Annotated in this window: 20 protein-coding genes; 4 read left to right on the top strand and 16 right to left on the bottom strand. The window is 64.4% G+C overall.

Annotated features, from left to right (window positions below; genetic code table 11):
• The first annotated feature begins 11 nt into the window (after positions 1-11).
• The gene (locus BTH42_RS35575) at positions 12-149 is read left to right on the top strand and encodes a hypothetical protein (protein WP_178392226.1); all 138 of its coding nucleotides are present in this window, start codon (positions 12-14) and stop codon (positions 147-149) included.
• On the opposite strand, the gene BTH42_RS23965 is transcribed toward BTH42_RS35575, so the two are convergent.
• From BTH42_RS23965 to BTH42_RS23925, 9 genes are all read right to left on the bottom strand, one after another.
• Positions 146-1,144: a cellulase family glycosylhydrolase gene (locus BTH42_RS23965; protein WP_075303653.1), complete on the bottom strand. Its 999-nt coding sequence runs from the start codon at positions 1,142-1,144 to the stop codon at positions 146-148. The two genes, BTH42_RS35575 and BTH42_RS23965, sit on opposite strands and share 4 nt — an antisense overlap.
• Before the next feature lie 7 nt (positions 1,145-1,151).
• Positions 1,152-2,258 carry a hypothetical protein gene (locus BTH42_RS23960; protein WP_075303652.1) on the bottom strand — a complete coding sequence of 369 codons (1,107 nt, stop codon included), beginning with the start codon at positions 2,256-2,258 and terminating at the stop codon, positions 1,152-1,154.
• Positions 2,248-3,567, bottom strand: coding sequence for a lipopolysaccharide biosynthesis protein (locus BTH42_RS23955; RefSeq protein ID WP_083654886.1), 1,320 nt, complete (start codon positions 3,565-3,567; stop codon positions 2,248-2,250). Before BTH42_RS23955 ends, BTH42_RS23960 begins: the two co-directional genes overlap by 11 nt.
• 12 nt (positions 3,568-3,579) lie before the next feature.
• The gene (locus BTH42_RS23950; protein ID WP_075303651.1) at positions 3,580-4,734 is read right to left on the bottom strand and encodes a polysaccharide pyruvyl transferase family protein; all 1,155 of its coding nucleotides are present in this window, start codon (positions 4,732-4,734) and stop codon (positions 3,580-3,582) included.
• Positions 4,731-5,990, bottom strand: coding sequence for a glycosyltransferase (locus BTH42_RS23945; RefSeq protein ID WP_256702199.1), 1,260 nt, complete (start codon positions 5,988-5,990; stop codon positions 4,731-4,733). Before BTH42_RS23945 ends, BTH42_RS23950 begins: the two co-directional genes overlap by 4 nt.
• A complete protein-coding gene (locus tag BTH42_RS23940) occupies positions 5,987-8,281 on the bottom strand; it encodes a polysaccharide biosynthesis tyrosine autokinase (RefSeq protein ID WP_075303649.1) in 2,295 nt (764 codons plus the stop codon). Before BTH42_RS23940 ends, BTH42_RS23945 begins: the two co-directional genes overlap by 4 nt.
• 28 nt (positions 8,282-8,309) lie before the next feature.
• A complete protein-coding gene (locus BTH42_RS23935) occupies positions 8,310-8,822 on the bottom strand; it encodes a low molecular weight protein-tyrosine-phosphatase (RefSeq protein WP_075303648.1) in 513 nt (170 codons plus the stop codon).
• Complete coding sequence (locus BTH42_RS23930) at positions 8,819-10,126, bottom strand: polysaccharide biosynthesis/export family protein (RefSeq protein WP_083654888.1); 1,308 nt, start codon at positions 10,124-10,126, stop codon at positions 8,819-8,821. Before BTH42_RS23930 ends, BTH42_RS23935 begins: the two co-directional genes overlap by 4 nt.
• A gap of 81 nt (positions 10,127-10,207) precedes the next feature.
• Positions 10,208-11,584 (bottom strand): undecaprenyl-phosphate glucose phosphotransferase, encoded by a 1,377-nt coding sequence (locus BTH42_RS23925; RefSeq protein WP_075303681.1) that lies wholly within the window; start codon positions 11,582-11,584, stop codon positions 10,208-10,210.
• 361 nt (positions 11,585-11,945) lie between these two features.
• Between BTH42_RS23925 and BTH42_RS23920 the strand changes: the two genes are divergently transcribed.
• A complete protein-coding gene (locus BTH42_RS23920; protein ID WP_075303680.1) occupies positions 11,946-12,923 on the top strand; it encodes a 2-dehydropantoate 2-reductase in 978 nt (325 codons plus the stop codon).
• A 92-nt stretch (positions 12,924-13,015) separates the two neighbouring features.
• Here the strand turns inward: BTH42_RS23920 and BTH42_RS23915 are convergent, their stop codons facing one another.
• From BTH42_RS23915 to oxlT, 3 genes are all read right to left on the bottom strand, one after another.
• Positions 13,016-14,467 carry an aldehyde dehydrogenase family protein gene (locus tag BTH42_RS23915; protein ID WP_075303646.1) on the bottom strand — a complete coding sequence of 484 codons (1,452 nt, stop codon included), beginning with the start codon at positions 14,465-14,467 and terminating at the stop codon, positions 13,016-13,018.
• A 92-nt stretch (positions 14,468-14,559) separates the two neighbouring features.
• Positions 14,560-15,537: a LysR family transcriptional regulator gene (locus BTH42_RS23910; RefSeq protein WP_075303645.1), complete on the bottom strand. Its 978-nt coding sequence runs from the start codon at positions 15,535-15,537 to the stop codon at positions 14,560-14,562.
• Between the two features lie 34 nt (positions 15,538-15,571).
• Positions 15,572-16,927 (bottom strand): oxalate/formate MFS antiporter, encoded by a 1,356-nt coding sequence (gene oxlT, locus BTH42_RS23905; RefSeq protein ID WP_075303644.1) that lies wholly within the window; start codon positions 16,925-16,927, stop codon positions 15,572-15,574.
• Between the two features lie 392 nt (positions 16,928-17,319).
• Here oxlT and BTH42_RS23900 point away from each other — a divergent pair, with 392 nt between their 5' ends.
• Positions 17,320-18,267 (top strand): LysR family transcriptional regulator, encoded by a 948-nt coding sequence (locus BTH42_RS23900; RefSeq protein ID WP_075303643.1) that lies wholly within the window; start codon positions 17,320-17,322, stop codon positions 18,265-18,267.
• Positions 18,268-18,363: 96 nt separating this feature from the next.
• Positions 18,364-18,684 carry a hypothetical protein gene (locus BTH42_RS23895; protein WP_075303642.1) on the top strand — a complete coding sequence of 107 codons (321 nt, stop codon included), beginning with the start codon at positions 18,364-18,366 and terminating at the stop codon, positions 18,682-18,684.
• A gap of 134 nt (positions 18,685-18,818) precedes the next feature.
• Here BTH42_RS23895 and BTH42_RS23890 read toward each other — a convergent pair whose 3' ends face one another.
• The 4 genes from BTH42_RS23890 to BTH42_RS23875 all read right to left on the bottom strand — a co-directional run bounded on the left by BTH42_RS23890 (position 18,819) and on the right by BTH42_RS23875 (position 23,775).
• The gene (locus BTH42_RS23890; RefSeq protein WP_075303641.1) at positions 18,819-19,790 is read right to left on the bottom strand and encodes an NAD(P)(+) transhydrogenase (Re/Si-specific) subunit beta; all 972 of its coding nucleotides are present in this window, start codon (positions 19,788-19,790) and stop codon (positions 18,819-18,821) included.
• 97 nt (positions 19,791-19,887) lie between these two features.
• Positions 19,888-20,721: a fumarylacetoacetate hydrolase family protein gene (locus tag BTH42_RS23885; RefSeq protein WP_075303640.1), complete on the bottom strand. Its 834-nt coding sequence runs from the start codon at positions 20,719-20,721 to the stop codon at positions 19,888-19,890.
• Between the two features lie 15 nt (positions 20,722-20,736).
• Complete coding sequence (frc, locus tag BTH42_RS23880; RefSeq protein WP_075303639.1) at positions 20,737-21,984, bottom strand: formyl-CoA transferase; 1,248 nt, start codon at positions 21,982-21,984, stop codon at positions 20,737-20,739.
• Between the two features lie 27 nt (positions 21,985-22,011).
• Positions 22,012-23,775: a thiamine pyrophosphate-binding protein gene (locus BTH42_RS23875; protein WP_075303638.1), complete on the bottom strand. Its 1,764-nt coding sequence runs from the start codon at positions 23,773-23,775 to the stop codon at positions 22,012-22,014.
• Positions 23,776-24,011: the final 236 nt, after the last annotated feature.

The following is a 24,011-nucleotide window of genomic DNA, read 5'->3' as shown; positions in this document are numbered from 1 at the left end:
TCGGATTCCTGATGAAGCGGATCGTCCAACCCGTCGTCACGGCACTCGCTTTCGTCGCCGGCGAAATCCTCGTTGTGCTGATGCTGTGCGTCGCGCTGGTTTGCAAGCTGACGGCTCGCATTGGCCGTTCGCGGCCGCCGCCGCGTTAGCCGCCCGGCGCGTGGCGGCCCAGCGCCGCGGTCGCCGCGCCCAGCGCCGCCTTCGGTGCGCCCACCGCATCCACCAGGCCGAAGTTGCGCTCGCGGGCGTTCTTCGCGGTCGCCGTGTCCTGCCATTCGTAGATCGAAATGAGCGGCGTCGCCAGCGTATTGCGCTTCGCCAGCAGCGCGCCGATGCGCTGCGATTGTGCGGCGACACCACCGCTGCCGCCGGACGATACACCCCACTCGGTGATCAGCGCGGGCACCCCATAGCGCGCGCGAATCTCGCTGGCCGCCTGTTGGATTTGCGGCACGCTCATCCCATACGCGTGGTACGACACCGCCGCGAGACAATGCGCGGAACCGGCCGTCACGCTGCGCAACAGCTTTTCCGCCGCGGTGCCCGCGACCGGCGCGGTCGAGAAGCCGAAGCCGATCACCGGCACCGTTATAGGATTCGCCGCGAGTCCCGCGCACACCGCGTTCATATACAGCGGAAACGTCGTGTCGACCTGTGCCGTCGGCCAATAGGCCGGCAAATCCGGTTCATTCCACAATTCGAGCGCGAGCATTTGCGCGCCGTAATTGCGCGACAAGTCGTTCACGACCCGCACCAGTTGCGCGGCGGCCTCGCGCAGATGTGTTTCGCCGGTGGCCTGATCGAGGCCGGCCGGTATCAACGCGCGGGTCGAACGCACGGTTAACAGCACCGGCAGATCCGCTGCGCGCGCGCTCGCGAATGCGCGCGCCACCTGCTTGCGATAGTCGCCGGAGCGCAGCGCGTCGACCCAGACGCCGAAGCGCACGAAGCTGAACCCCGCTGCCTTGATGCGGGTCGCGGTGTCGGTATCGAAGCGCTCGATCTTGACCTGCGTGCCGGTTCTGATCGAACCATCGCTATTGGCCGGCCATTGCCGGAATTCCTGCGCGTGGGCGGCGCCGAACGCGCAGAGCAGAGATAGCGCGAGCGCGCATCGTTTAAGTCGATTCGTTAGCGAGTACATAGTGGCCCTATTGCTTCGGGTCGGCCGGAAGTTGCAGCGGCACGCGTCGCGTGAGTGGGACCCGCGACGGGCTGCCCGAGCGCCCGGCCAGATAGCTGAGCCGCCACCCGCAAAACAGCGCGACACTCGACAGATGCCGGATATAACTGCCCAGATCCGGCTCGAACAGCATCGACACCGCGATGTGCCCAATCACGAGGCAGGCGAGCAGATCGACCGCATTCGTGCCGCCGCGCGCGAGCGCCGGCTGCGCGGGCAGCCGGCCGAACGCCGAGCCGAGCACGATCCACACGAACGCGAGCATCACGAACTCCTTCGGCCCCGGATAAAACAGCACCGGCACGTTGAGCTTCAGAATCGCGTACGCGTAGTCGATGCAGAACGCCGTGAACGATGCCGGTTCGACCAGGTTGTAGAAGCTGGTGCGCGCGCCGTACGGCGAGCCCGCCACCAGATAGTCGACCGCCATATCGCGCGGATGCATCAGCGCGAAATACGCGTGCTCCGGCAGCACATAAAGAACCAGCAGCACCGCCATCAGCAGCACGGTTTTACGCCGCAACGACCCGGTGCGATAAACCCACGCGCCCACCGCGATCGCCAGAATCAGTGCGAAGTAGATGCGGACCGTTGCGGCATAGCCGGCATAGCAGGCGAGCGCCGCGACCGCGACATACCACGCGCTGCGTTTGCGCGCGATCAGCACCAGCACGACCGACATCAGCACGACCAGTGTGTCTTTACTCGCGACGAACAGATTGAAGAACAGGCACGGCGCGACCAGCACGACATTCACGAGCAGACTGCCGACGCGTTTCGACAAGCCGATCATCAGCCAGATAAACACGACCCCGACGGCCAGCACGAACAGCTTGCTGCCGCTATCGCCGAGCGCCGCATAGAACTTCGCGACCGCGTCGAACGAGGTGTCCTGATAGGTGCTCGATCCGCCGACCTGCGACTGGATCTTGTCGGAGTCGCGAAACACGAATTCCGGCAGGAACGCGCTCGCTTTCCAGTACAGCGTCACGTAGACGAAGATCGTCAGACTCGCGACCAGCCGCACCGTGCCCGTGCTCAAACGCGGGCCGGCGTTCAGCACTTTACGCAGCATGGGCCGCCTCCTTGTCCGCAACAGCAATCGCGGCCGGATTCGGCGCATGCGTGCGCATCACGATCCACGCAAGGATCGCGACGATCCCGACGCTCGCGCTTAGATGCGCGAGTGCCGCGCCGATTTCGTCCAGTTGTTTGATTAGCGTCCATTCGACCGGCACACAAGCAAGCGCGACGCAGCACATCGCGACCGCTACGCGTTTGCCGGCCCGCAACGCAATTGCAGCGGCCCAGTACACGTCCGCAATAGATCGGAGCACGAACGAAATCAGCAGGATCAGCAGCATGCCGAATTCCTGCCGGCCGGCCGGCTCGCGCGCGATGTGGAAAAGCGGCTGATGCACGAGCACGATCGCGGCCGCCGCCAGCAGCGTGATGCCGATACTGGCGAGCAGCGCGCGCCGCAACGTCGCACGGAACGGGCGCGCTGCGTGAGCGCCGCCGCTCAGCGCACGAACGAGGCGAGGCCCCGCGGTCACGACGATCGTCGCGTACGCGATGGTCTGGATCGAACTCGAGATCGACCACGCGAACACATAGCGGCCGAGCGTGTAGCTGGAGAAAACCTGGCTCGCCAGAAATCGTTCGCCGTACTGAAGTCCTGAAAGCAAGGTTGCGGCGACGAAGAACGGCAAGCCGTCGAGCCACACCGAGCGGAAGCCGCCGTTGCTATGCTGAGCCACCGCATCGCGGTTCGACGCGTCGCGGTTCAACTTCAATTCCCGCTCACGCCGCGCGATACACCACAAAGCGGCGAGCGACGCGAACACATTCGTGCCGCACCACAACGCAAAGATCGTCTCGACCGAACGGCTCAGCCCGGCGAGCAGCACCGCAATTGCGACCGCCGCCCAACCGCCGGTGCGGATAAACAGCAGCACCGCGCCAGCACGCGCGCGATGCAGCGAAAACACATACGAGGTCGTCTCCAGGCCGGCATGCTCGGAAAAAGCCACCAGCATCACGCCCCATAGAATGCCGGGCGCGATCCGGCTGAAACCGTCGAACACACCCGCGTGATACACGCCGCCCACGACCACTGCGATCGCCACATACACCGCGCCATACAGCAGCAACAAGCGACGCGCGTCGTGAATCGCCGGCAGCGGCTGCTCCGCGCTTAGGCGCCGGTTGATTTCGGTGCTGAAACCGAGCCCCAGCAATTTGGACGCCACCACCGACAACGCCAGCGCGAGACCATAATCGGCGACCGCCGCGAAGCCGAGTACCCGCGCGACGACGATCGTCAGCACGAATTTCAGCGCCAGCGCCGCAATCCGGAAGCCGAGGCGAACGAGCAATTGCATCAGCCGTCCCTGCTATACGCCGCGCGTCGCGCGCAGCGCCGCGATGATCTCATCGCGCTCCGCGCGAATCCGCTCGCAGGCGCGCGAGGTATTCGCCCAGAACTCGCGAATCGCGCCGGGCGCGAGGATCGTCGCGACCACGTCGGCCGGATCGAAATCCGCCGCATTGCTGACCCAGTCATTCAAGCCGAGATCGTCATACGCGCCGAAGCCTTTGCGCTCATAGCTCAGGTGATACGCCGGCACGCCGCTCAGAATCGACTCCAGCGCTCCATGCAGCCGCACCGACACGACCACGTCGGGCCGGTCGGTTGCGAGCAGTTCTTTCAGCGACACCAGTTCGCGCTCAATGCCGATGCTGCGGTAATACGCGAGGTCGTCATTGCCGCGGCCGGTGCTCTGGACTGCGAAGCTGATCCGGCACGTGCCGCCCAGCTCGCGAATCAGCTTGCGGGTCGACGCTTCATAGCGCTGCCGCTGCAGCGCGTTCCAGCTCGGCGCCTTGCGCAGCACGAACGCGACGTGCTTCACCTGCTGATTCGCATCGCGGGCAAGCGCGGCGATCTGCGCGCTGCGCCGCTCGACATCGAGTACCGCGAGATCCGGCGCGCGCCGGGTGTTCGCATTGCGCGCGAGAAAAGCCGCCGAGCGGTCGTCGCGCACGAAGACCGCCGAAAACCTGCCGAGCATTCGCGTCAGATGCGCGCGCAGCGGTAGCGCGGGGATCGTGGGGCCGATACTCTGCGGCAGATACACGACCGGCTTGCCCGAGCGGCACGCCGCGCGCATCTGCAACAGATGCCCCGCCTCGAGCTTGAGCGCCTCGCTCAGATTACGCGCGCGCAGATAGCCGCCGCCGACGCCGACCACCACATCGGCGGCGGCGAGCCGCTGCGACAGCTCGCGCATCCGGCTATAGAAGCCGCCGGCGAACAGTCCGCCCAGCGCGCCGCCGACCCGAGCGAGACCGCTCTGCGCGAGCACCGGGGCCGGATACACGTTCGGATAGCCGGCGAACGAAGCTGGGTCCGCAGCCACGATCGCGACCTCGGTCGCGTCGCCGAACGCGCGCTTGAGCAGATCGACAGAAAGATCGACGAGCAGCCCGTCGCCGGAATTTTTCGAGCTGTACGCTTGCAGCAGCACCACCTGCGTCGGCTTTTTCATCGGGAATCCTTTTCGATCAGTTGGCGATAAACATGCGCGGTCCGCTCGACCATCGCGGCGGCGGAAAAGCGCTCGGCGGTGCGCTCGCAGTTGCGCCGCAGGCGTTCGCGCAGGGCGGGCTCTCGGACCAGCGCATCGAGCGCGTCCGCGAACAGCGTCACGTCGTCCTCGTTCGGCACCACGTAGCCCAGTTGTTGCGCGTCGATCAGTTCGGCCGCGCCGGACACGCGGGTCGACGCGACCGGCACGCCGGCGGCCATCGCTTCGAGCACCACATACGGAAATCCTTCGTAGCGGCTCGGCAGCGCGAACACGTCGAACGCGGAGAAGTAGCGGCGCGCGTCGGGAATCGCGCCGAGCACGCGCACGTTGGCCGGGATGCTGCGCTCATCCAGACCCGCGGCAACCGCGAAATCGCCGGGACCGAGCACCGCGAACACCACTTCGCGCAGGCCGCGTTCGAGCAGCGTGCGCGCAACCCGCGCGAGCCGATCGACGCCCTTCTGAAAGTCGAGCCGCCCGACGAATCCGATCACCACCGCGTCGCGCGGCAGATCGAGCGCGGCGCGCGCATCGGCGCGCGACAACAGCCGCGGCGCCGGCACGCCGTTGAAAATCGTCTCGATGCGCGACGCGGCGATATGCAGCGTCTGTTGCAGATGCTCGGCCTCGTCGATCGACACCGCGATGATGCGATCGCTGCGAAAGCGGCCGAGCAGGCCTTCGATCAGGCCATAAAAACGCTTCTGCGCAGGCGGCAGATACGGATTGAGCGTATAGACCGCGTGCGGCGTATACACCTGTTTCCACGGCCCGAAACACAGCCGCGCGAGCGCGCCCGCCTTTGAGCTATGGCTGTGCACGATATCGGGCCGCAGCCGCTGCAGGCATCTGAACAGTTGCGCGAAGGCGACCATGTCGGCCGCGCCGACCGAGCGATGCATCGCCACGCGCTGCACGGAGTCGCACTGCGCGAGCACCTCGTCGCCGAGGATCACGTGATCGAAACGCTTGCCGTGCGGCACCACCAGATGAATCTCGAAGCCGCCCAGCTTGCGCAGCCCGCGCACCAGATCGGCGATATGAACCGCGACCCCGCCGCCCGCCGCCTCGACCACCAGCGCGATCCGCAAGCGCCGCCGCGCTTTGCCGTTGCCGGACTCGCGCTCGGCCTGGGCCAGCGCTTCGTTCGCGTCGCCCGCTTCACGCGCCGCCCCGTGCAGCTCCAAGGTCTCGCCCGCCGTGGTTTGCATCATCGTCTCCGTCCGATACGTGTGATCAGTCGCTGCCAGCAGCCGCCCGCGCCGGTGCACGGCGGTTCTTCGTAGCTGTACTGAACGAATCGGTAGCCGCCGTTCTTGCGGCCGTACGAGCGGCGCGCCGATTTCGGATCGATGCCGTTCAGGATCGCGCCGGTGACCGCGCAGCCCGCCTGCGCGAGCCGGCGCACGCATTCGGCCAGATCCGCGGCGCGCGTCAGGCCCGCTCGGGCCACCAGCATCACCGTCGCGCAATGCGCGGACAGCATCACCGCGTCGGTCACCGCTAGCACCGGCGGCGTATCGACCAGCACCACGTCGTAGTCGCGCGCAACCGCGTCGAGCAGTTCGGCAACGCGCCGGTGCAGCAGCAGTTCGCCGGCATTCGGCGGCAACGCGCCGGTGGCGATGAAGTCGAGATTCGGCACCACGTCGCGCTGGATCACTTCTTCGCGCGGCAGTACGTCGGCGATCAGATCCACCAGTCCGTGCTCACGCTGCCGGCCGAAGTAACGGTGCAGCGAACCGCGCCGCAAGTCCGCGTCGATCAACAGCACGCGCTTGCCGCTGCTGGCGAGCAGCGCCGCGAAATTGGCCGACACGAAAGATTTGCCGACGCCGGGCGTCGTGCCGGAAATCAGAATCACGTTGTTCTTCGCATTCGACATCGCGAATTGCAGCGCGGTGCGCAGACTGCGCATGCTCTCGACCGCGGGTTCACCGGGCTGCTCCAGCGCGAGCAGACGCAGCCCCAACACCTCGGCCGACGCATTGCGATCGAGCTGCTGCTGATGCCGCGATTCGGGAATCAGCGCATACACGTGCAGGCCGACCTGGCGCTCGATTTCCTCCGCTTCGGAGATGCCGGCGAACAGGAAGCTGTGCGCGACCGCGAAGCCGACGCCGAGCAACAGGCCGAGCAACGCGCCGGCGGCGATCGTCACCGGCCGGTTCGGAAACGCGATCTGCTCGGGCACCACCGCGGTATCGACGAGACGCACGCTGCCGGTCTTGCCGGCCTTGACCAGCTTCAGCTGCTGCACGTTGTTCAGCAGCGCGGTGTACAGCTCGGTATCGACCTTCACGTCGAGCAGCAAACGCACCGCGTCCTGCTGCATGTCGGGCAGGCGTTTGATCTGCTCGTCGAACGTGCGTTGCTGGGTGCGCAGCGTCGCGATCTGCGCATCGAGCGCGACCACCTCCGGGTGCGCATTGGTGAAGCGTGCAGCCAGTTCGTCGCGCTTCTGCTGCAATTCGAGCATCCGCGTCTTCGAGTCCGCGGTCTGCTGCAGCGCGAGCTTCGCTTCCTCCGACAGATCGACCGACCCCTGTTTGTCGCGCAGCTTCGTGTAGCGCAGTTGCGACGCTTCGAGCTGCTTTTTCAGCTGCGGCACCTGGGTATCGAGAAACGTCAGCGATTGCGCCGCTTCGGCCGCCTTGCGCTCGACGTTCTGCTGCACGTAATAGCGGCCCACCGCCTGCAACTGGTCGCGCACCACGAGCGGATCGCGGCCCTTCAGCGTCGCGATCAGTACCCCTGACGACTTGATCTTCTCCTGAATGTCGAGCCCGCTCTGCATGCTCGCGATCGCATCGAGCTTCGACTTGCGGACCAGTTTGAATTTGGTGCCGGGCTGCGCATCGACCGATTTGACCAGCAGCGTGATCGGTCCGTGGCTCGTGTCGAACACTGCGCGCTCGCCGATCGTGCCGGTGACCGCGTGGTCGAGATCCCAGCCCGCGAGCCGGTAGTGGCCTTCGGGCAGCACGGTCAGCGAGAAGCTGTCGCCTTGCAGACGCTTCGGCACATCGAACTGCACGACCTCGGCGCTTTCGGTGCCCCACGCCCAGCCGCCGATGCCGAGCAGGCCTGGCCGCGTCACGCCGTCGTTAAAGCGCGAGACGAAGTCGCCGAAGAGCGGGAAGCGGCTCGGCCGCACCACGATATAGCTGTGCAATTCGTCGACGACGCTCGTCACCACCAGCCGCGACGCCATGATCTGCTGCTCCGCCGAAGTCGGCGAGTTGTAGTTGAACAGCGACGACACGTCGCCCAGCAGACTTTGCGCGGACGCCATCCCGCTGCCGTCCTCGACCTGAATCGAAATATCGGCCTGGTAGCGCGGCGGCACGAGGAAGGCAAAGGCGGTCGCGAGCGCGATACATGCGACGCAGACTTTAAGAATGACCCAGCGGTAGTCGACGAAGATATCGATCAGCCGGATCAGATCGATCTCGTCGTCGGCCGGTTTGAGCGCCTCGTTATCGGGCGATTGCAGCGATTTCATGGTCAACAGTCGGGTTGTTTCGACGCACTCAGGACGACGAATGATCGGTGGATAAAGCCGCCGTGCCGGCACCGGCACGCGTGGTCACGCCCGCGATGCGCGCGCACCATGCGTCGACGCCGGCGTCGATCAGCGCGAGGCTTTGTTCGAACGACGCAAGGCCTTTGCGATGGGGATCGGGAATCTCGAAGCGCGCGTCGGGCGGCCCGCCCGCGCCGTGCGACGAACCGAGCAGATAGACGCGGCCGTACAGCGCGGCGAAGCGGCGCTCCACGTACTGCTTCTGCGCGCGGTCCATCACCAGCACGAGATCGGCGGCTTCGGCGATCAGCGCCGTCAGTTGCCGCGCGCGATGCGCGCTCAGATCGAGGCCGCGCTGCTGCATCAGCTGCACCGCGAGCGGATCGGCGCCCTCGCCGTGCAGCGCGCCGATCCCGGCCGACTCGACCGCGACCGCTTCGAGGCGTTGCGCGAGCAGCACCTGCGCCATCGGACTGCGGCAGATATTGCCCACGCAGACGATCAGCACGCGCCGGATCATTTGGTCACCAGCCCGGCCGTCAGGCCGCTGGAAATCAGCGGCATCAGCAGACTCAACACGCGGTTGAAACGGACCAGACCGTTGCCGTCCACATACACGACGTCGTTCGGCTGCAGCTCGAAATCTTTCGCGAGCAGCATCGCGACCGGCGAGCGCGCATCGAGATGGAACACCTGCGGAGTGCCCGACAGCGAGCCGCGAATCACATACATCTGCGCGGCGTCGGCGGTCGACGAATTGACACTGCCGGCTTGCGACAGCGCATCGGCCAGCGTCAGCCGGCCGGTGCGGCGCGGAATCGCCGCGATCGGCTTGTTCACTTCGCCCATCACGTACGCGTGGTTTTCGTCGCGCGACACGACGCGCAGAAAATCGCCCGGCTGCAGATAGATCAGCGACGGGCTCAGGCCCTGGGCGAGCAACCGCGTCAGATTCAGACGATGCGATTGGCCGCTGCGCACCAGCACCAGATCGCCCTGATCGGCGCTGTCGCTGAAACCGCCGGCGCGGCTGATCGCTTCGTACAGCGTCATCGGCACGTCGTTGACCGCCAGCGCGCCGGGGCTGTGCACTTCGCCGTCCACGTACACCTGATGCGCGCGATACGACGCGACACGCACCGTCACCTGCGGCTTGATGAAGTACTTCGCGAGCGCGCCGGTCAAACGTTGCTGCACTTCTTCCGCGCGCAGACCCGCGACGTGCAGTGTGCCGGCATAAGGAAAGGTCAGATTGCCACTTTGATCGACGATAAAACCGGCCGACGGATCGCCGGGACGCACCGAGCCGGACGCTTGCGACGGCCCGAGCGCGGCGGCGAATTCCGGGTGATCCCAGACGACGATCTGCAGCACGTCGCCAACGCCGATCGCATACGCTTGCGGCGAACCCGACAGCAGTTGCGACAGTTCGAGCTGCTGTTGACGGCGCTCTTCGCGGACCCGCGCGAGCAGCGCGGCGTCGACTTCGGTGATCGCAATCGCCGGGGTGCCTGGTGTTGCATCGGCGGTTCGGAGCGGCGGGCTGGGAGGGGCTAGCGCCGGCGTCGGCTCCGGTGCCGGTGCCGGTGTCAGTGCCGAATCGCTGGCCGCGACTGGCGCCGCTTCGCTGGCAACGTCCGCCGCCGCTTCGCTGGTCGCGTCAGCAATTGGATCGCTCTGCGCGAGCGTCTCCGATTCGTTCGTCATACTGGACGTTTCCATTCGCATGCCGGGCGCGACCGCGCAAGCGGACAACAGCAGCGAGACCGACACCGTCAAAACACCGAGCCGGCGCAGCGACCCGGTCAAAACTGAAGCAGACATCGTATTCAACCTATTCTTCGGCGGACGCGAAGCGCGCCGCCCTGCCCGCCCTTGTGAGGCGGATTTATCTTCGCTAACGGATCAATAGGCATTGGTGTGCCGCATACCCTTCACGACGGTCGCGAGGATGATGCGCATGTCCAGGCCGAACGACCAGTTCCGCAAGTAGTACAGATCGTGCTCGACTCGCGCCTGCATCTTTTCGAGTTGCTCGGTCTCACCGCGAAAGCCGTTGATCTGCGCCCAGCCGGTAATGCCCGGCTTGATCCGGTAGCGATGGATATAACCGTCGACGATCGTGCGGTAGTGCTCGTCGTGTTCGATCGCATGCGGGCGCGGGCCCACCACCGACATCTCGCCGCGCAGCACGTTGAGAAATTGCGGCAATTCATCGAGGCTTGTGCGGCGCAGAAAAGCGCCGAGTCGCGTAATGCGCGGATCGCCGCGCGTCGCCTGACGGACCTCGCCGGGCTTTTCCGTATGCACGCGCATCGAGCGAAACTTGTAGATGCGAAACACCCGGCCATTCGCGCCTTTGCGCTGCTGCGTGAAAAACACCGGCCCTTTCGACGTGAGCTTGACCGCGAGCGCGATCGGCACCATGACCGGCGCGAGCGCGATCAGCATCACGAACGCGAAGATCCGGTCGAAGATCGCTTTCTGCAGCAATGCGGCGGGCGTCATCGGCGAGACGATCAGATTGATCGCCGGCGCGCCGAGCAGATCGACCACGTTGCGGTCGAACATCACGAGGCGACTCACGTCCGGGAGAAAACGCACGTTGACGAGATCGCCGCTGAATTCGTCGAGCACGCGCAGCAGTGTGGTTTCGTCCGAGATTGGCAGTGCGAGCCAGACTTCGTCGATCCGCTGCTCGCGGACCCAGTCGGCAAACGCGCGCAGCGCGACGAACGCCGGCAGGCCATCGCTTCGCTGCCGGCCGTCACCAGCGGTGCTGAGCGTCGCGACCGCGCGAAAGCCGTCGGCGGGCGTCGCCGCGACTCGGGCCAGTACCGCGTCGCAATGTTCTCCCGCGCCGACCACCGCGACCGTGCGTTGGTCTTTGCCGGTGCGCCGGCGGCCGAGCAGCGCATGCACCGACAGATGCGTGGCGACGATGCCGGCCGTGGTGAGCGCGGTCCAGCTCAACCACCAGAAGCGCGAAATAGAAGGACTCCGATGCAATAACAGAGTCACCGCCAGCCCGCATGCCTGCACCGCGAACCAGCCGCACACCGCTGCCGCGAGCGGCCACCATTTCGATTGGCCGCGCCATAAACGGTAAAGGCCGAACATCGACAACAGCAGCGTGGCAAGCGCCATCTCGAACATCACGACGGCACTGACGAGTGCGCGCTGTTCGACACCGGGTTTGAAAAGAAGCGACGCGACGGCGGCGCCCACCGCAATGGCGGCAACGTCGAGTAAGCGCGCCAGTACGCTCTCCATATCGACCAGGTCGCGGCCGGCAGTGTGATGGATCACAGTACGCACGATGCGATCTCGATGCTTCTGTTCAGGGTCACCGGAATTGCCTTGTGTTCCAAAGGAACCGGATGATGCGACAGAAACACACGGACCAGAATAGTTCACGTCCTAAATACTGTTAGTTTTAATCAGATGCTTTCATCGCGCATTAGCGTTTATAGAACTACTTCCAAAGTACTGTAAAAAAGCATTTCATAACGAATAGCTAATAGGTGCCCGGAGAAACTTTAACTATCGTTATTCGTGCTCCGCCCGTATGCTCGAACGATGATCGGCTATGCGGCTTATTGCATTGCGGCAGAAGATTTTTCATCGTCATGGGAGCGACATCATGAAGATCTGCATCTTCGGAGCGGGAGCGATTGGCGGGATGATGGGCGTGCAGTTGGCGCGGGCCGGCGCGGACGTGAGTTTCATTGCGCGCGGCCCGCATCTGGCGGCAATGCGCGAGCACGGCGCGCGTCTGATCATGGACGGCGAAACCTATAGCGCCGCGGTGCGCTGCACGTCCGATCCGCGCGAACTCGGCGTTCAGGATGTGGTGATCATTACGCTGAAAGCGCATTCGCTGCCCGGCGTGGTCGACTCGATGCAGCCGCTACTCGGCAAACATACGGCAATCGTGACCGGCGTGAATGGCATTCCGTACTGGTATTTCTATCAGCATGGCGGACGTTTCGCCGGCACGCGGCTGGCGAGCGTCGATCCGGACGGCACGCAATGGAGCAAGCTCGGACCCGAACGCGCGATCGGCTGCGTGCTTTATCCGGCGGCCGAAATCGTCGAGCCCGGCGTAATCAAACATGTGTACGGCAAAAAGTTTCCGATCGGCGAGCCGAGCGGAGAACGCACGCCGCGCATTCAGCAATTGCATGAAATCATGCAGGCGGCCGGTTTCGACGCGCCGATCCGCGACAACATCCGCGACGAAATCTGGCTCAAACTGTGGGGCAATCTGTGTTTCAACCCGATCAGCGCATTGACGCACGCAACACTCGATGTGCTCACGAGCGACCCCGGCACGCGCGCGGTGTCGCGCACGATGATGCTCGAAGCGAAGCGGATTGCAGAACAGTTCGGCGTGCACTTCCGCGTCGACGTGGAGCGACGCATCGACGGCGCGGGCGCGGTCGGCGCGCATAAGACCTCGACACTCGTCGATCTCGAGAATCGCCGCCCGATGGAAATCGATCCGTTGCTGACCGTGGTTCAGGAAATGGGCCGCCTGGTTGCGGAACCCACGCCGACTATCGACGTGGTACTCGCGCTAATCAAGCTGCGCGAGAAAATGGCCTTGCAGGGCGATTAATCAAAGTTATTCGAAACTATATTAATTCTTGAAAAATTGGTCGCATTAAAAAAGATTGGACGCTAAGCGTCCAATCTTTTTTTCATTCACCGCTATTGATCGATTGCGACCCACACGGCTTTCGGTTCTGTAAAGTTCTCGATTGCCACGTCGCCATGCTCGCGGCCGAAACCCGAATCGCCGGCGCCGCCCCATGGCAGACGTACATCGGTATACCCATAGGTATTGATCCACACGGTGCCCGCTTTCAGATCGCGTGCCACGCGATGCACGCGGCTCAGATCCGCGCTCCACACGCCGGCCGCCAGGCTATATGCGGTACCGTTGGCAATCCTGAGCGCATCCGCCTCGTCGTCGAAGCGGATCACGCTCGCGACCGGACCGAAGATCTCCTCCTGTGAGATTCGCATCTCGTGCTCGACATTCGCGAACACGGTCGGCTCGACGAAAAAGCCGCGACTGCCGACGCGCGCGCCGCCCGTCACCAGCGACGCTCCTTCCGAGCGGCCGGTCTCCACGTAGCTCAATACGGTCTTCATCTGCGAGGCGGAGATCAGCGGCCCCATCGAGGTTTCCCGCACCGACGGGTCGCCGACCTTGATCGACTTCGCGCGTGTGGCGAGCCGCTCGACCACTTCGTCGTACACGTCGCGATGCGCGAGAATCCGCGAACCCGCGGAACACACCTGGCCGGTATTGAAGAAGATCCCGGACGCCGCGGCGCGCACCGCGTTGTCGAGATTCGCGTCGGCGAAGATCAGGTTGGCCGACTTGCCGCCCAGCTCCAGCGTCACACGCTTGAAGTTGCCGGCCGCGCCCTGCAGAATGCCGCGCCCGACCGAAGGCGAACCGGTGAACGTAACCTTGTCGATGCCCGGGTGCGAGACCAGCGCGTCGCCGACCACACTGCCCTTGCCGGTCACGATATTGAGCACGCCCGGCGGCACGCCGGCTTCGAGCGCGAGTTCGCCGATCCGCAACGCGGTGAGCGGCGTGATTTCCGCGGGTTTGACGATCAGCGTACAGCCGCACGCGAGCGCCGGCGCGATCTTCCACATGCCGATCATCAGCGGGAAATTCCACGGCACGATCGCGGCGACCACGCCGACCGGTTCGCGCAGCGTATATGTCAATGCGTCGGGACGCGTCGGCACGACCTGACCGTTGATCTTGTCGCACCAGCCGGCGTAGTACTCGACGGTATCGATCGCGGCCGGCACGTCCTGGCGCATCACCGCGGAAATCGGCTTGCCGCAGTCGAGACTTTCGAGCGCGACGAGTTCTTCCATGTTCTCGCGCATCAGGACCGCGAGCCGCTGCAAGATGCGGCCGCGTTCGGCGGCGCGAATCGAATTCCACACTTTCAACGCCGCGCGCGCCGCGCGCACCGCGGTGTCGACGTCGGCGGCGCTGCCCTGCGCGACCAGCGCGATCGGTTCCTCGGTGGCCGGATTGATATCGACGGAATATTCCCCGGTGCCGGGCGGCAGCCGCTTGCCGTCGATCAGCAGATCATGTTGTCTGAGGTCGGTCTGGGTTTCCATCATCAAGCTCCTTGAGTAGGACGTTATGTGGCGAGCTAACGGCGCAGCGTTCGAATCGCTCGTAAAACAAGGGGTTTTGTGCTGCGCGCGATCTAAGGTTCATGCAGCAGGCTGCGCGCGACGGACGGCCAGTTGAAGGTCCGCGCGGCGCGAGGCGCCGCGGCGTCGGTATGCGCAGGCTCATTAATCGATGCGAAAAACTGCGCCCACACGGCGGCCGCGTTCGGCCGCAGCGAGCGATTGCGGCGCTGGACCAGCACGGTGGTGAGCGTGGTCCGCGGCACCAGCGGACGGCTCACCAGACCCGCACCCGGCGCCGGCCAGTACGCGTCGACCGGCAATACGCCGACCCCGAGGCCCAGCTCGACCATCCGCGCTACCGCCGCGACGTGGCCGAGTTCCTGCAACGGTCCGCGCTTCAGCTCGTGGGTAACGAGTGCCGGCTCCAGTGCCGCGCGCACGCCGGTGTCGGCATTGAGCGTCAGCAGCGGCCACGCGCGCAAGCCGCGCCAGTCGATGCTGTCGTGACGCGCGAGCGGATGCGCGGCCGGCATCACCGCATGCAGCGGCGTGCTGAACAGCACCTGTGCGTGCAGCAGATGACTGTCGATTGCTTGCGCGACCGACACCACGCCGAAGTCCACCTCGCCATGCTCGACGCTCGCGAGCACGCCGCTTTGCGACTGATCGCGCACCGACACCACCAGTTGCGGATAGTCCGACGCGCAATGCGCGAGCGCCTGCGGCACCCAGCTCGACGACAACACCGGATTGCTCGCAACGATCACGACGCCGGTGCGGCCGTCGTTGGCGGCCCGCTCTTCGAGCAGCGTCAATTCGATTTCATCGAGCAGGCGGCCAATTCTTCGCTCGAGACTCGCGCCGGCATTGGTCAGTTCTACCTGGCGTGTGGTGCGGTCGAACAGCTTCAGATCGACCGCCTCTTCGAGCTCGCGGATGCAACGGCTTACCGCCGATTGCGTCAGGTCGAACTGGCGCGCCGCGCGGGTAAAGCTGCGCTCCCGCGCGACCGCGACGAACACCTTGAGCTGCTGCAGCGAAACGTTCATGTGCTCGGGCCCCGGCGCACGCGGCTCACGCCGCTTATTCGCCGCTCTGTTCGGGCCAGTGACTCATCCGCGACGCGCTGCCGGTGCCATGCGGATGTCCGGCGACCGCGAGCGCGCCCTGCGGCTCGTTATGCGAGTCGATCCAGCGGGTGCGCATCGGCTCGAGAATGAATTTCGCCGAGATGCCCGCCGCGATCGTGATGACCGCGGACACGATGAACACCAGGTTCCAGCCGCCGGTGGCCGCCAGCACCGATGCGATCGGCACCAGCAACGAGGCCGTGCCTTTCGCGGTGTACAACGTGCCCGCATTGGCCGCCGCGTATTTGCTGCCGAACGTATCCGCGCAGGTCGCCGGGAAGATCGAGAAGATCTCGCCCCAGAACAGGAAGATCAGCGCGGCGAACACCATGAACGCATACGGGTTGGTGCCGAACTGCATCATCCCGAGCAGCGCGAGCCCCTCGCCGATGAAGATCACGAACATCGTGTTTTCACGGCCGATCTTGTCGGAGATGAAACCGCACAGCGGTCGCGTCAGGCCGTTGAAGATGTTGTCGATCGACAGCGTCAGCGTGAGCAACGGCAAGGTCGCGCCGAACACCGACATCGGAATGCGCGCGAGGCCCCAGTCTTTCGCGATCGGACCGATCTGCGCGGTCGCCATCAAGCCGCCCGCGGCGACCGCGACGAACGACGCGTACATCACCCAGAACACCGGTGTCCTGATCATCTGGCGCGACGTGAAATCGACCTTCGACACCGCGAACTTCGTCTTGCGGGCCGCCTGCTGACGCAACACCGGCCGCACCAGCAACAGCGCGAGCAGCAAAATGCTGACGCCTTGCACGATGCCGAAGAAGAAGAACGTGTGCTCGAAGCCGCGGCTATTGATCATGTTCGCAATCGGTATCACGGTGAGCGCCGCGCCCGCGCCGAAACCGGCCGCGGTCAGGCCCGCCGCGAGACCGCGCCGGTCCGGAAACCATTTGAGCGCATTGCCGACGCAGGTGCCGTACACGCCGCCCGCGCCGATCCCGCCGATCACCGCGGCGAAATACAGCATGCCGAGTGTCGTCGCATACGAATTGAGAACCCATGACAGACCCGCGCAGATCGCGCCGCCGGCGACCACCGGGCGCGGTCCGAAGCGGTCGACCAGCCAGCCTTCGAACGGCACCAGCCACGTTTCGGTGAGAATGAAGATCGAGAACGCCAACTGGATCGATGCCTCGCTCCAGTGATGCCTCGCATGCATCGGCGCCACGAACAACGTCCACGCATATTGCAGATTGGCCACCAGCGCCATACACACCATGCCGATGACCAGTTGCCACCATCTGTTTCGCCAGAACATGCCAGCTGACGATTGCTGGGTGATATTGTCCATGAGCCTTGTCTCCACTATTTATTTAGTGCCGGCGGCCTGAGTGCCGCGCTGGATGTGTCCCGCCTTATTTTTATGTCCCGAAAGTACTTCGCCATTCGGGAAGATTGAAAAATAGCCACCGCTAATTGCCGACTTCTTTAAAACGATTCGCGCCGCATGCCGGGAAATTCTGCTTTATTCCGAGCAATTTAAATACACGGGACGGTAAGCGTTACAGCCAACTTCTAGACAATTTCCCGCCATTTAGTGCGCTACCCCACCCTACCGCGCGTTAACCCGCACAACGCGCCGGCAATTCGGCTTCTTATAAGAATCCATGCTAGGGTCATTGCTGAATTACGAATAATTAAAGTTTGTTATTATGTCGATTCACAGTTCCTTATACATCGACCATGACGATGCGCAATGCGACGCTGCGGCAACTGAAGGTCTTTGAAACGGTCGCGCGACACCTGAGTTTTTCGCGCGCGGCCGAGGAACTGCATCTGACTCAGCCGGCCGTCTCCACCCAGGTCCGGCAACTCGAAGAACATGCGGGACTGCCGCTGTTCGAACAGCTCGGCAAGAAGATCTACCTGACGCCGGCCGGCACCGAAATGCTGCACTACAGCCGCGCGATCATGCAGCAGTTCCACGAAGTCGACGAGGCGATGAGTCAGTTGAAGGGCGTCTCCGGCGGCAAGCTCAATGTCGCGGTGATCAGTGCCGGCGACTATTTCTTTCCGCGCCTGCTGGCCGAATTCACGCGCCGCTATTCCGGTGTCGATCTGAATCTCGCGGTGCACAACCGCGAAGAATTGCTGCATCAACTCGCGACCAATCAGACCGACCTCGCGGTAATGGTGCGGCCGCCGCATGAAACCGACGCGACCAACGAACCGTTTGCGCCGCACCCTTACGTGATCGTCGCGGCACCCACCCATGCGCTCGCGCATAAGCGCAACATCCGCTTCAGTCAACTCGCGAACGAGGCGTTCATCGTGCGCGAACGCGGCTCGGATACGTGGAATTCGATGGAAGAAGGTTTCGCCGGGCGGCTGTCCAATCTGAAGATCGCGATGGAGATCAAAAGCACCGAGACGATCAAGCAGGCGGTGATCGCCGGCATGGGCATCGCATTTCTGTCCGCGCATACGATCAGCCTCGAATTGCAATTGGGTCATCTGGTGGTACTCGACGTGGAGAGCTTTCCGGTGATGCTCAACTGGTACGTCGTACACCGGAAGAACAAACGCCTGCCGCCGGTCGCGGTCGCCTTCAAACGTTTCCTGATGGAGGAAGGCGCGAATCTGATCGAACGTATTACGCGCGTGAAGGAATTGAGCGTGCATAAGCAGTAGGCTATGGCAACCCAATAAAACTTTAACTATTGCAAATCGGTCGCGACTTCTATGCTGCAAGCGAGTTCTTTCACTTGCCAGCTCAGGAGGCCGATCATGAACCACGCACCGCTTCACTCTTCCGTCAGTCCGCGCGGCGCCAGCCTCGGGACGGATCAGCGCGACGCGCATCCGGACGACGCGCATCTGAGTGCTTATAACGCGGCATTCAGCGATCTCGGCCTGCGCTTCCGCTGGGATCGCGCGACGCTCGATATGCTGAAAGAATTCAATAGCGAGTCGGCGCGTATTACCGCGTATATCGAGCGGTATCACAATCATTTGCATCGCGCGTACGACGCCGAGTTTCTCGCGCAAATGATCCTGCATAGAAAGACGCAGTACTACAGCGAGTTCGCGGCGGCGGCCGGCGAATAAGCGCGGCGGCAAGCACTGCGGTACGCGATGTACTCGATGTACGCGATGGTTCGATAGCGGCGGGCTCTGCAGCCCGCCGCGCCGCATTGCCGGTACGAGCGGCTGTGCATACTCCGCATGTACTCGCGCGCTATTCATGATGCGCGCCGCGTCGTCGTGACATGAAGCGGCCGCGCGCGCGTGCATTCGCGCTGCCGGCCATTCACGTGGCGGCCTTCGCGCAAACCGCGCCGATATGGATAAGCACTCGCGCGCACGGTCCCCGGCGCGAGATCGCGCAACGCCCACATCGGCTCCGCACCGCCCGCATCCCCGCAATCTTCGCCGCCGTGCCATGCGAGATTCGCCAGCAGGCCCGGCCGCGCGATCGTCATGCCGTCGCTGCGCGCGGCGAACGCATAGACGGTGCAGGCGTCGCCATTCGCCGCGTGCACAGGCAAACCCGAGTACTCGCGACTAATCATTAGATGCGCGCCGATCGCGGCCGCCAACGCGCTCATCGCGAGCAGTTCGGCAAGTCCGAATAGTTGCGCGGGTTCAGTCGCGAAGCTATAGCCGAGCCAGCCGCATAACAGCAGCGCCAGCAGATTGACCAGATGATGACCGGGGAGCGCGAGCGCATCGCGCTGCAATGCACCGCGCAGCTTGCAGAACGCGAGCGACGATTGCGCGAAGATCAGCGCGCCGATGAATACCGCCGCGCACAACGCGAGCCGTTCGGTGTTATCGCTCGCCGCCGTCGGCACGGCATGCGCAACCCCTATCGAGACGACCGCGAGACCCATGCCGCTGCCGAGCAACGCGACAAGTGCGGGCCAGCGCGTGGGATTGCGTCCACGCATCCGCCATGCGCCGAGTACCGCACCGGTCAATGCCGCGCCCACAATCCAGGATCGAGCACCGAGCCCTGCCGCGAAGCTGCCGGCCAGTAGCGCCGCGAACGCGACCGCGCAACCGTAAAGCCGGCGAGTCGCGCGCCATTTGCACAGACGCTGCCCGAGCGCGACCAACGCGACCAGCAGCGCCGCGCCCAGCGCGGCGGCGAGCGTCACCGCCAGCAGCAGCAACAGGTCCATCCACACGGCACTCCCACAAGCTTGCAGCATGCGTGACCCTCCGTGATGCGATGTACAGATGCGAGCCGCGCGCTCGCGCGGCTTCGCACAACGCTCAGACCGCGCGCAGACCGCGCTCAGACTGCGCTTACACCGTATTCGCGGCGGCACCGTCGCGCTGCTGCGAATCCGGCGCCGGCGCTTCGCGTTGTACGCCGGTGCTCAGCGTATTGGTCAGCGTGCCGAGACCGTCGATCGTGATCGAGACCGTTGCGCCGTCCTTGATCGACCCGACCCCGAGCGACGTGCCACATGCAATCACATCGCCGGGTTCGAGCGTCAGATCCTGCGAAATCAGGCTCACCTGCTCGGCGGGCGAGAAAACCATATCGTCGAGCGGATAGTTCTGCCGTTCGACGCCGTCGAGCGTGGTCAGCAAGCGCGCGTGCCGCCAGTCGAAACCGGACACGATACCGGGACCGATGCAGCAGAATGTATCGAAGCTCTTCGCGCGGCACCACTGCGGAAAGTGCGGATTCTCGTTGAGCAGATCGGCGGCCGTTACGTCGTTGATCAGCGTGTAGCCGAAAATCGCGGCCTGCGCCTCGCGCACGTCGACGTCGCGGCAGCGCTTGCCGATCACGACGCCGAGCTCGCCCTCGTAGACGATCTTGCCCGCGTAATGACGCGGCCGGCGGATCGGCTCGCCCGAGCCGATCACCGAGGCCGCCGGCTTCATCAGAAACAGCGGATGGGTCGGCACGGGCTTGTCGAGCTTCGCCGCCAGCGCGTGATAGTTATTCCACAACGCGATGACCTTGCCCGGCGCGCATGGCGCGAGCGGCGTCAGCGCGCGCAGCGACAGCACCGCGCCGGTCGGCACAGGCTGCTCGAGACTTTCGTACTCGTGCAGATAAGCGCCTTCGACCCGGCCGAACACGATGCCGCCATCGCTCGACATGAACCTCATCCACGTATCCATAGCTCGCTCCCGCGTTCAGATCGCGCCAGCCGTGCGCAACGCGCTGATCTGCTCGGGCGTATAGCCGAGCTCGGCCATCACTTCGTCGGTATGCTCGCCGAGCAGCGGCGAGCGTTGGACGTCGGTCGGACTGTCGGACAGCTTGATAGGATTACCGACGGTCAGATACTTGCCGCGCTGCGGATGATCGACTTCGACGATCGTGCCGGTCTTGCGCAGCGACGGCTCCTCGGCGATTTCCTTCATCGACAGGATCGGCCCGCAAGGAATGTCGTACTTGTTCAGGATCTGCATCGCCTCGAACTTGGTCTTGGTCATCGTCCAGCGTTCGATCTCCGCGAAGATCTCTTTCAGACGCGGCAGCCGCGCGGGCGCGGTCGCGTAGTCCGGATCGGTGGCCCACTCTTCCTTGCCGATCACGTTGCAGATCTTCGCCCACACCGGCGCCTGCGTAATGAAGTAGATATACGCGTTCGGATCGGTCTCCCAGCCTTTGCACTTCAGAATCCAGCCCGGCTGCCCGCCGCCCGATGCATTGCCCGAGCGCGGCACCGCTTCGCCGAATTCGCCGTTCGGATATTGCGGGTACTCCTTCAGCACCTCGGTACGCTCGAGCCGCTGCTGGTCGCGCAGCTTGACGCGGCACAGATTGAGCACGCCGTCCTGCATCGCCGCCAGCACGCGCTGACCGCGTCCGCTATGCGTGCGCTGATAGAGCGCGGTGACGATGCCGAGCGCCAGATGCAGACCGGTGCCGCTGTCGCCGATCTGCGCGCCGGTCACGACCGGCGGGCCATCGTCGAAACCGGTGGTCGATGCCGCGCCGCCCGCGCATTGCGCGACGTTCTCATATACTTTGCAATCCTCATAAGGCCCGGGACCGAAGCCCTTCACCGACGCGACGATCATCCGCGGATTGAGCTCCTGCACCCGCTCCCACGTGAAGCCCATCCGGTCGAGCGCGCCCGGCGCGAAGTTCTCGACCATCACGTCGCATTTGCGGATCAGCGCTTCGAGTACCTGCTTGCCCTCCGGATGCTTGGTATCGATCGTCACCGAGCGCTTGTTGTGATTGAGCATCGTGAAGTACAGACTGTCCACGTCGGGAATGTCGCGCAGCTGTTCGCGCGTGATGTCGCCCGCGCCCGCCCGCTCCACCTTGATCACGTCCGCGCCGAACCACGCCAGTAACTGGGTACAGGTCGGTCCCGATTGCACATGCGTGAAATCGAGGATGCGCACACCGTCGAGTGCCTTGGCCATGTGATGTCTCCTGAAGGGGGATGCGGGTTATTTGTACATGGTCTGGTTCTTCGTGCCCGGCGCGTATTCGCGCGGGTCGACCCAGATATTGACCACCGCGGAGCGGCCGGTCCGATGAATCGCTTCACGCGCGCGCTGCAACGCGGCGGCGATCTGCGCGGGATCGCGCACTTCCTCGCCGTAGCCGCCGAGCATCTCCGCGAATTTGCTGAACGGCACGTCGCCGAGCAGATTGCCGACGTTGCCCCGCTCGTCGCCGTATTTGGCCAGTTGTCCGTAACGAATCTGGTTCATCGCCGAGTTGTTGCCGATCACCGCCAGATACGGCGCGCCGAAACGGTTCGCGGTTTCCATATCGAACGCGGTCATCCCGAACGAGCCGTCGCCGTAATAGCAGAGCACTTCCTTGTTCGGGTGCGCGAGCTTCGCGGCGAGCGCGAAGCCGGTGCCGACGCCGAGCGAGCCCAGTGCGCCCGGATCCATCCATTGACCGGGCCGGCGCGGGCGCACCGCCTGCGCGGAAATCGTCACGACGTCGCCGCCGTCGCCGATGTAGATCGTGTCGTCGGCGAGGAATTCGTTCAGCTCGTACGCGACCCGATACGGATGGATCGGAGTACTGTTCGAATGGAACAGCGGCAGCAGTTTTTCAGTGGCGGTGGCTTCCGCATCGCGCAGCTGCGCGAGCCATTTGCGGCGCGCCTGGCGCTTGTCCTCTTTCACGCGGCCGCTGGCCGCTTGCAGCACGGCCGCGAGAATCGCGCCCGGATCGCCGACCAGACCGAGATCGATATCGCGGTTCTTGCCGACCGTTCGGTAGTCCATATCGATCTGCACCAGCGTCAGTTCCTTGCTGATGCGGCGCCCGTAGCCCATGCGGAAATCGAACGGCGTGCCCACCACGATCAGCACGTCGGCGTTCGCGAAAGCCTGCGAGCGCGTGCGGTCGAAATGATGCGGATCGCCCGGCGGCAGCAGACCGCGGCTCGCACCGTTGAAATAACCGGGAATCTCGATCCCGCGCAGCAGCGCGACCGCCTCCTCGTGACCGCGCGCGATCCACACCTGCTGGCCGTACAGGATCGCCGGCCGCTCGGCATTGACGAGGATGTCCGCGAGTTTTTCGATGTCGCGCGGATCGCCGATCGATTTGGTCGACGCGCGATAGTGGCCCGGCTTCGGCACGACCGCGCGGGTCGCGTCGACTTCGCGGTCGAGCACGTCGCGCGGAATTTCGAGGTAGGCCGGACCGGGCGCGCCGTTGAAGCACTCGCGCGCGGCCATCGAGATCATGTCGGCGACGCGCTCGGTGCTCGACACGCTCGCCGCGAACTTGGTGATCGGCGCCATGATGTCGACGTGCGGCAGGTCCTGCAGCGAGCCCATTTTGTGTTGCGACAGCGCGCCCTGGCCGCCGATATGCAGGATCGGGCTCTCGGAGCGGAACGCGGTCGCGATGCCGGTCACCGCGTTGGTGCAGCCGGGGCCGGCGGTCGTCACCACGCAGCCGAGCTTGCCGGTCTGGCGCGCGTAGCCGTCGGCCGCGTGCGCGGCGACCTGCTCGTGGCGCACGTCGATGATGCGAATCCCTTCATCGACGCAGCCGTCGTAGATATCGATGATGTGGCCGCCGCACAGCGTGAAGATCGTGTCGACCCCTTCGTTCTTCAGCGCCTTCGCGACCAGATGGCCGCCCGACACGACGCCGGCGTCGCGGGTTTTCTGCTTGAGGGTGTCGTCGGCGGTGGTGGTGCCGGTGGCGGGGTTCAGGGATGCAACGACTGCGGACATGGTTGTCTCCTTTGTCGATCGGAGTTGTCACTCCGGTCCCATGCGGGTTCACTTGCGGTCGATCGGCATGAAGCGTCGCGCCTGCCCCGCTCCATACCGTATGTGATATATCACATTCAATCAAGGCCAATTTCGAGATAAGTCGGGTGCGTCGGGTTGCTGCTGAAGCCTTTTCCTGCGCGGCTTTGCGCCGGAATTACGCGCGTCGCGAAGGTCGTTTCAAGGGAAAACACCGA

Origin of the sequence: Burkholderia sp. SRS-W-2-2016, from assembly GCF_001931485.1 — a bacterium.
Classification (GTDB): Bacteria; Pseudomonadota; Gammaproteobacteria; order Burkholderiales; family Burkholderiaceae; genus Paraburkholderia.
The sequence above is the reverse complement of the archived record's forward strand: the minus strand, read 5'-3'. Positions and strand labels throughout refer to the sequence as shown.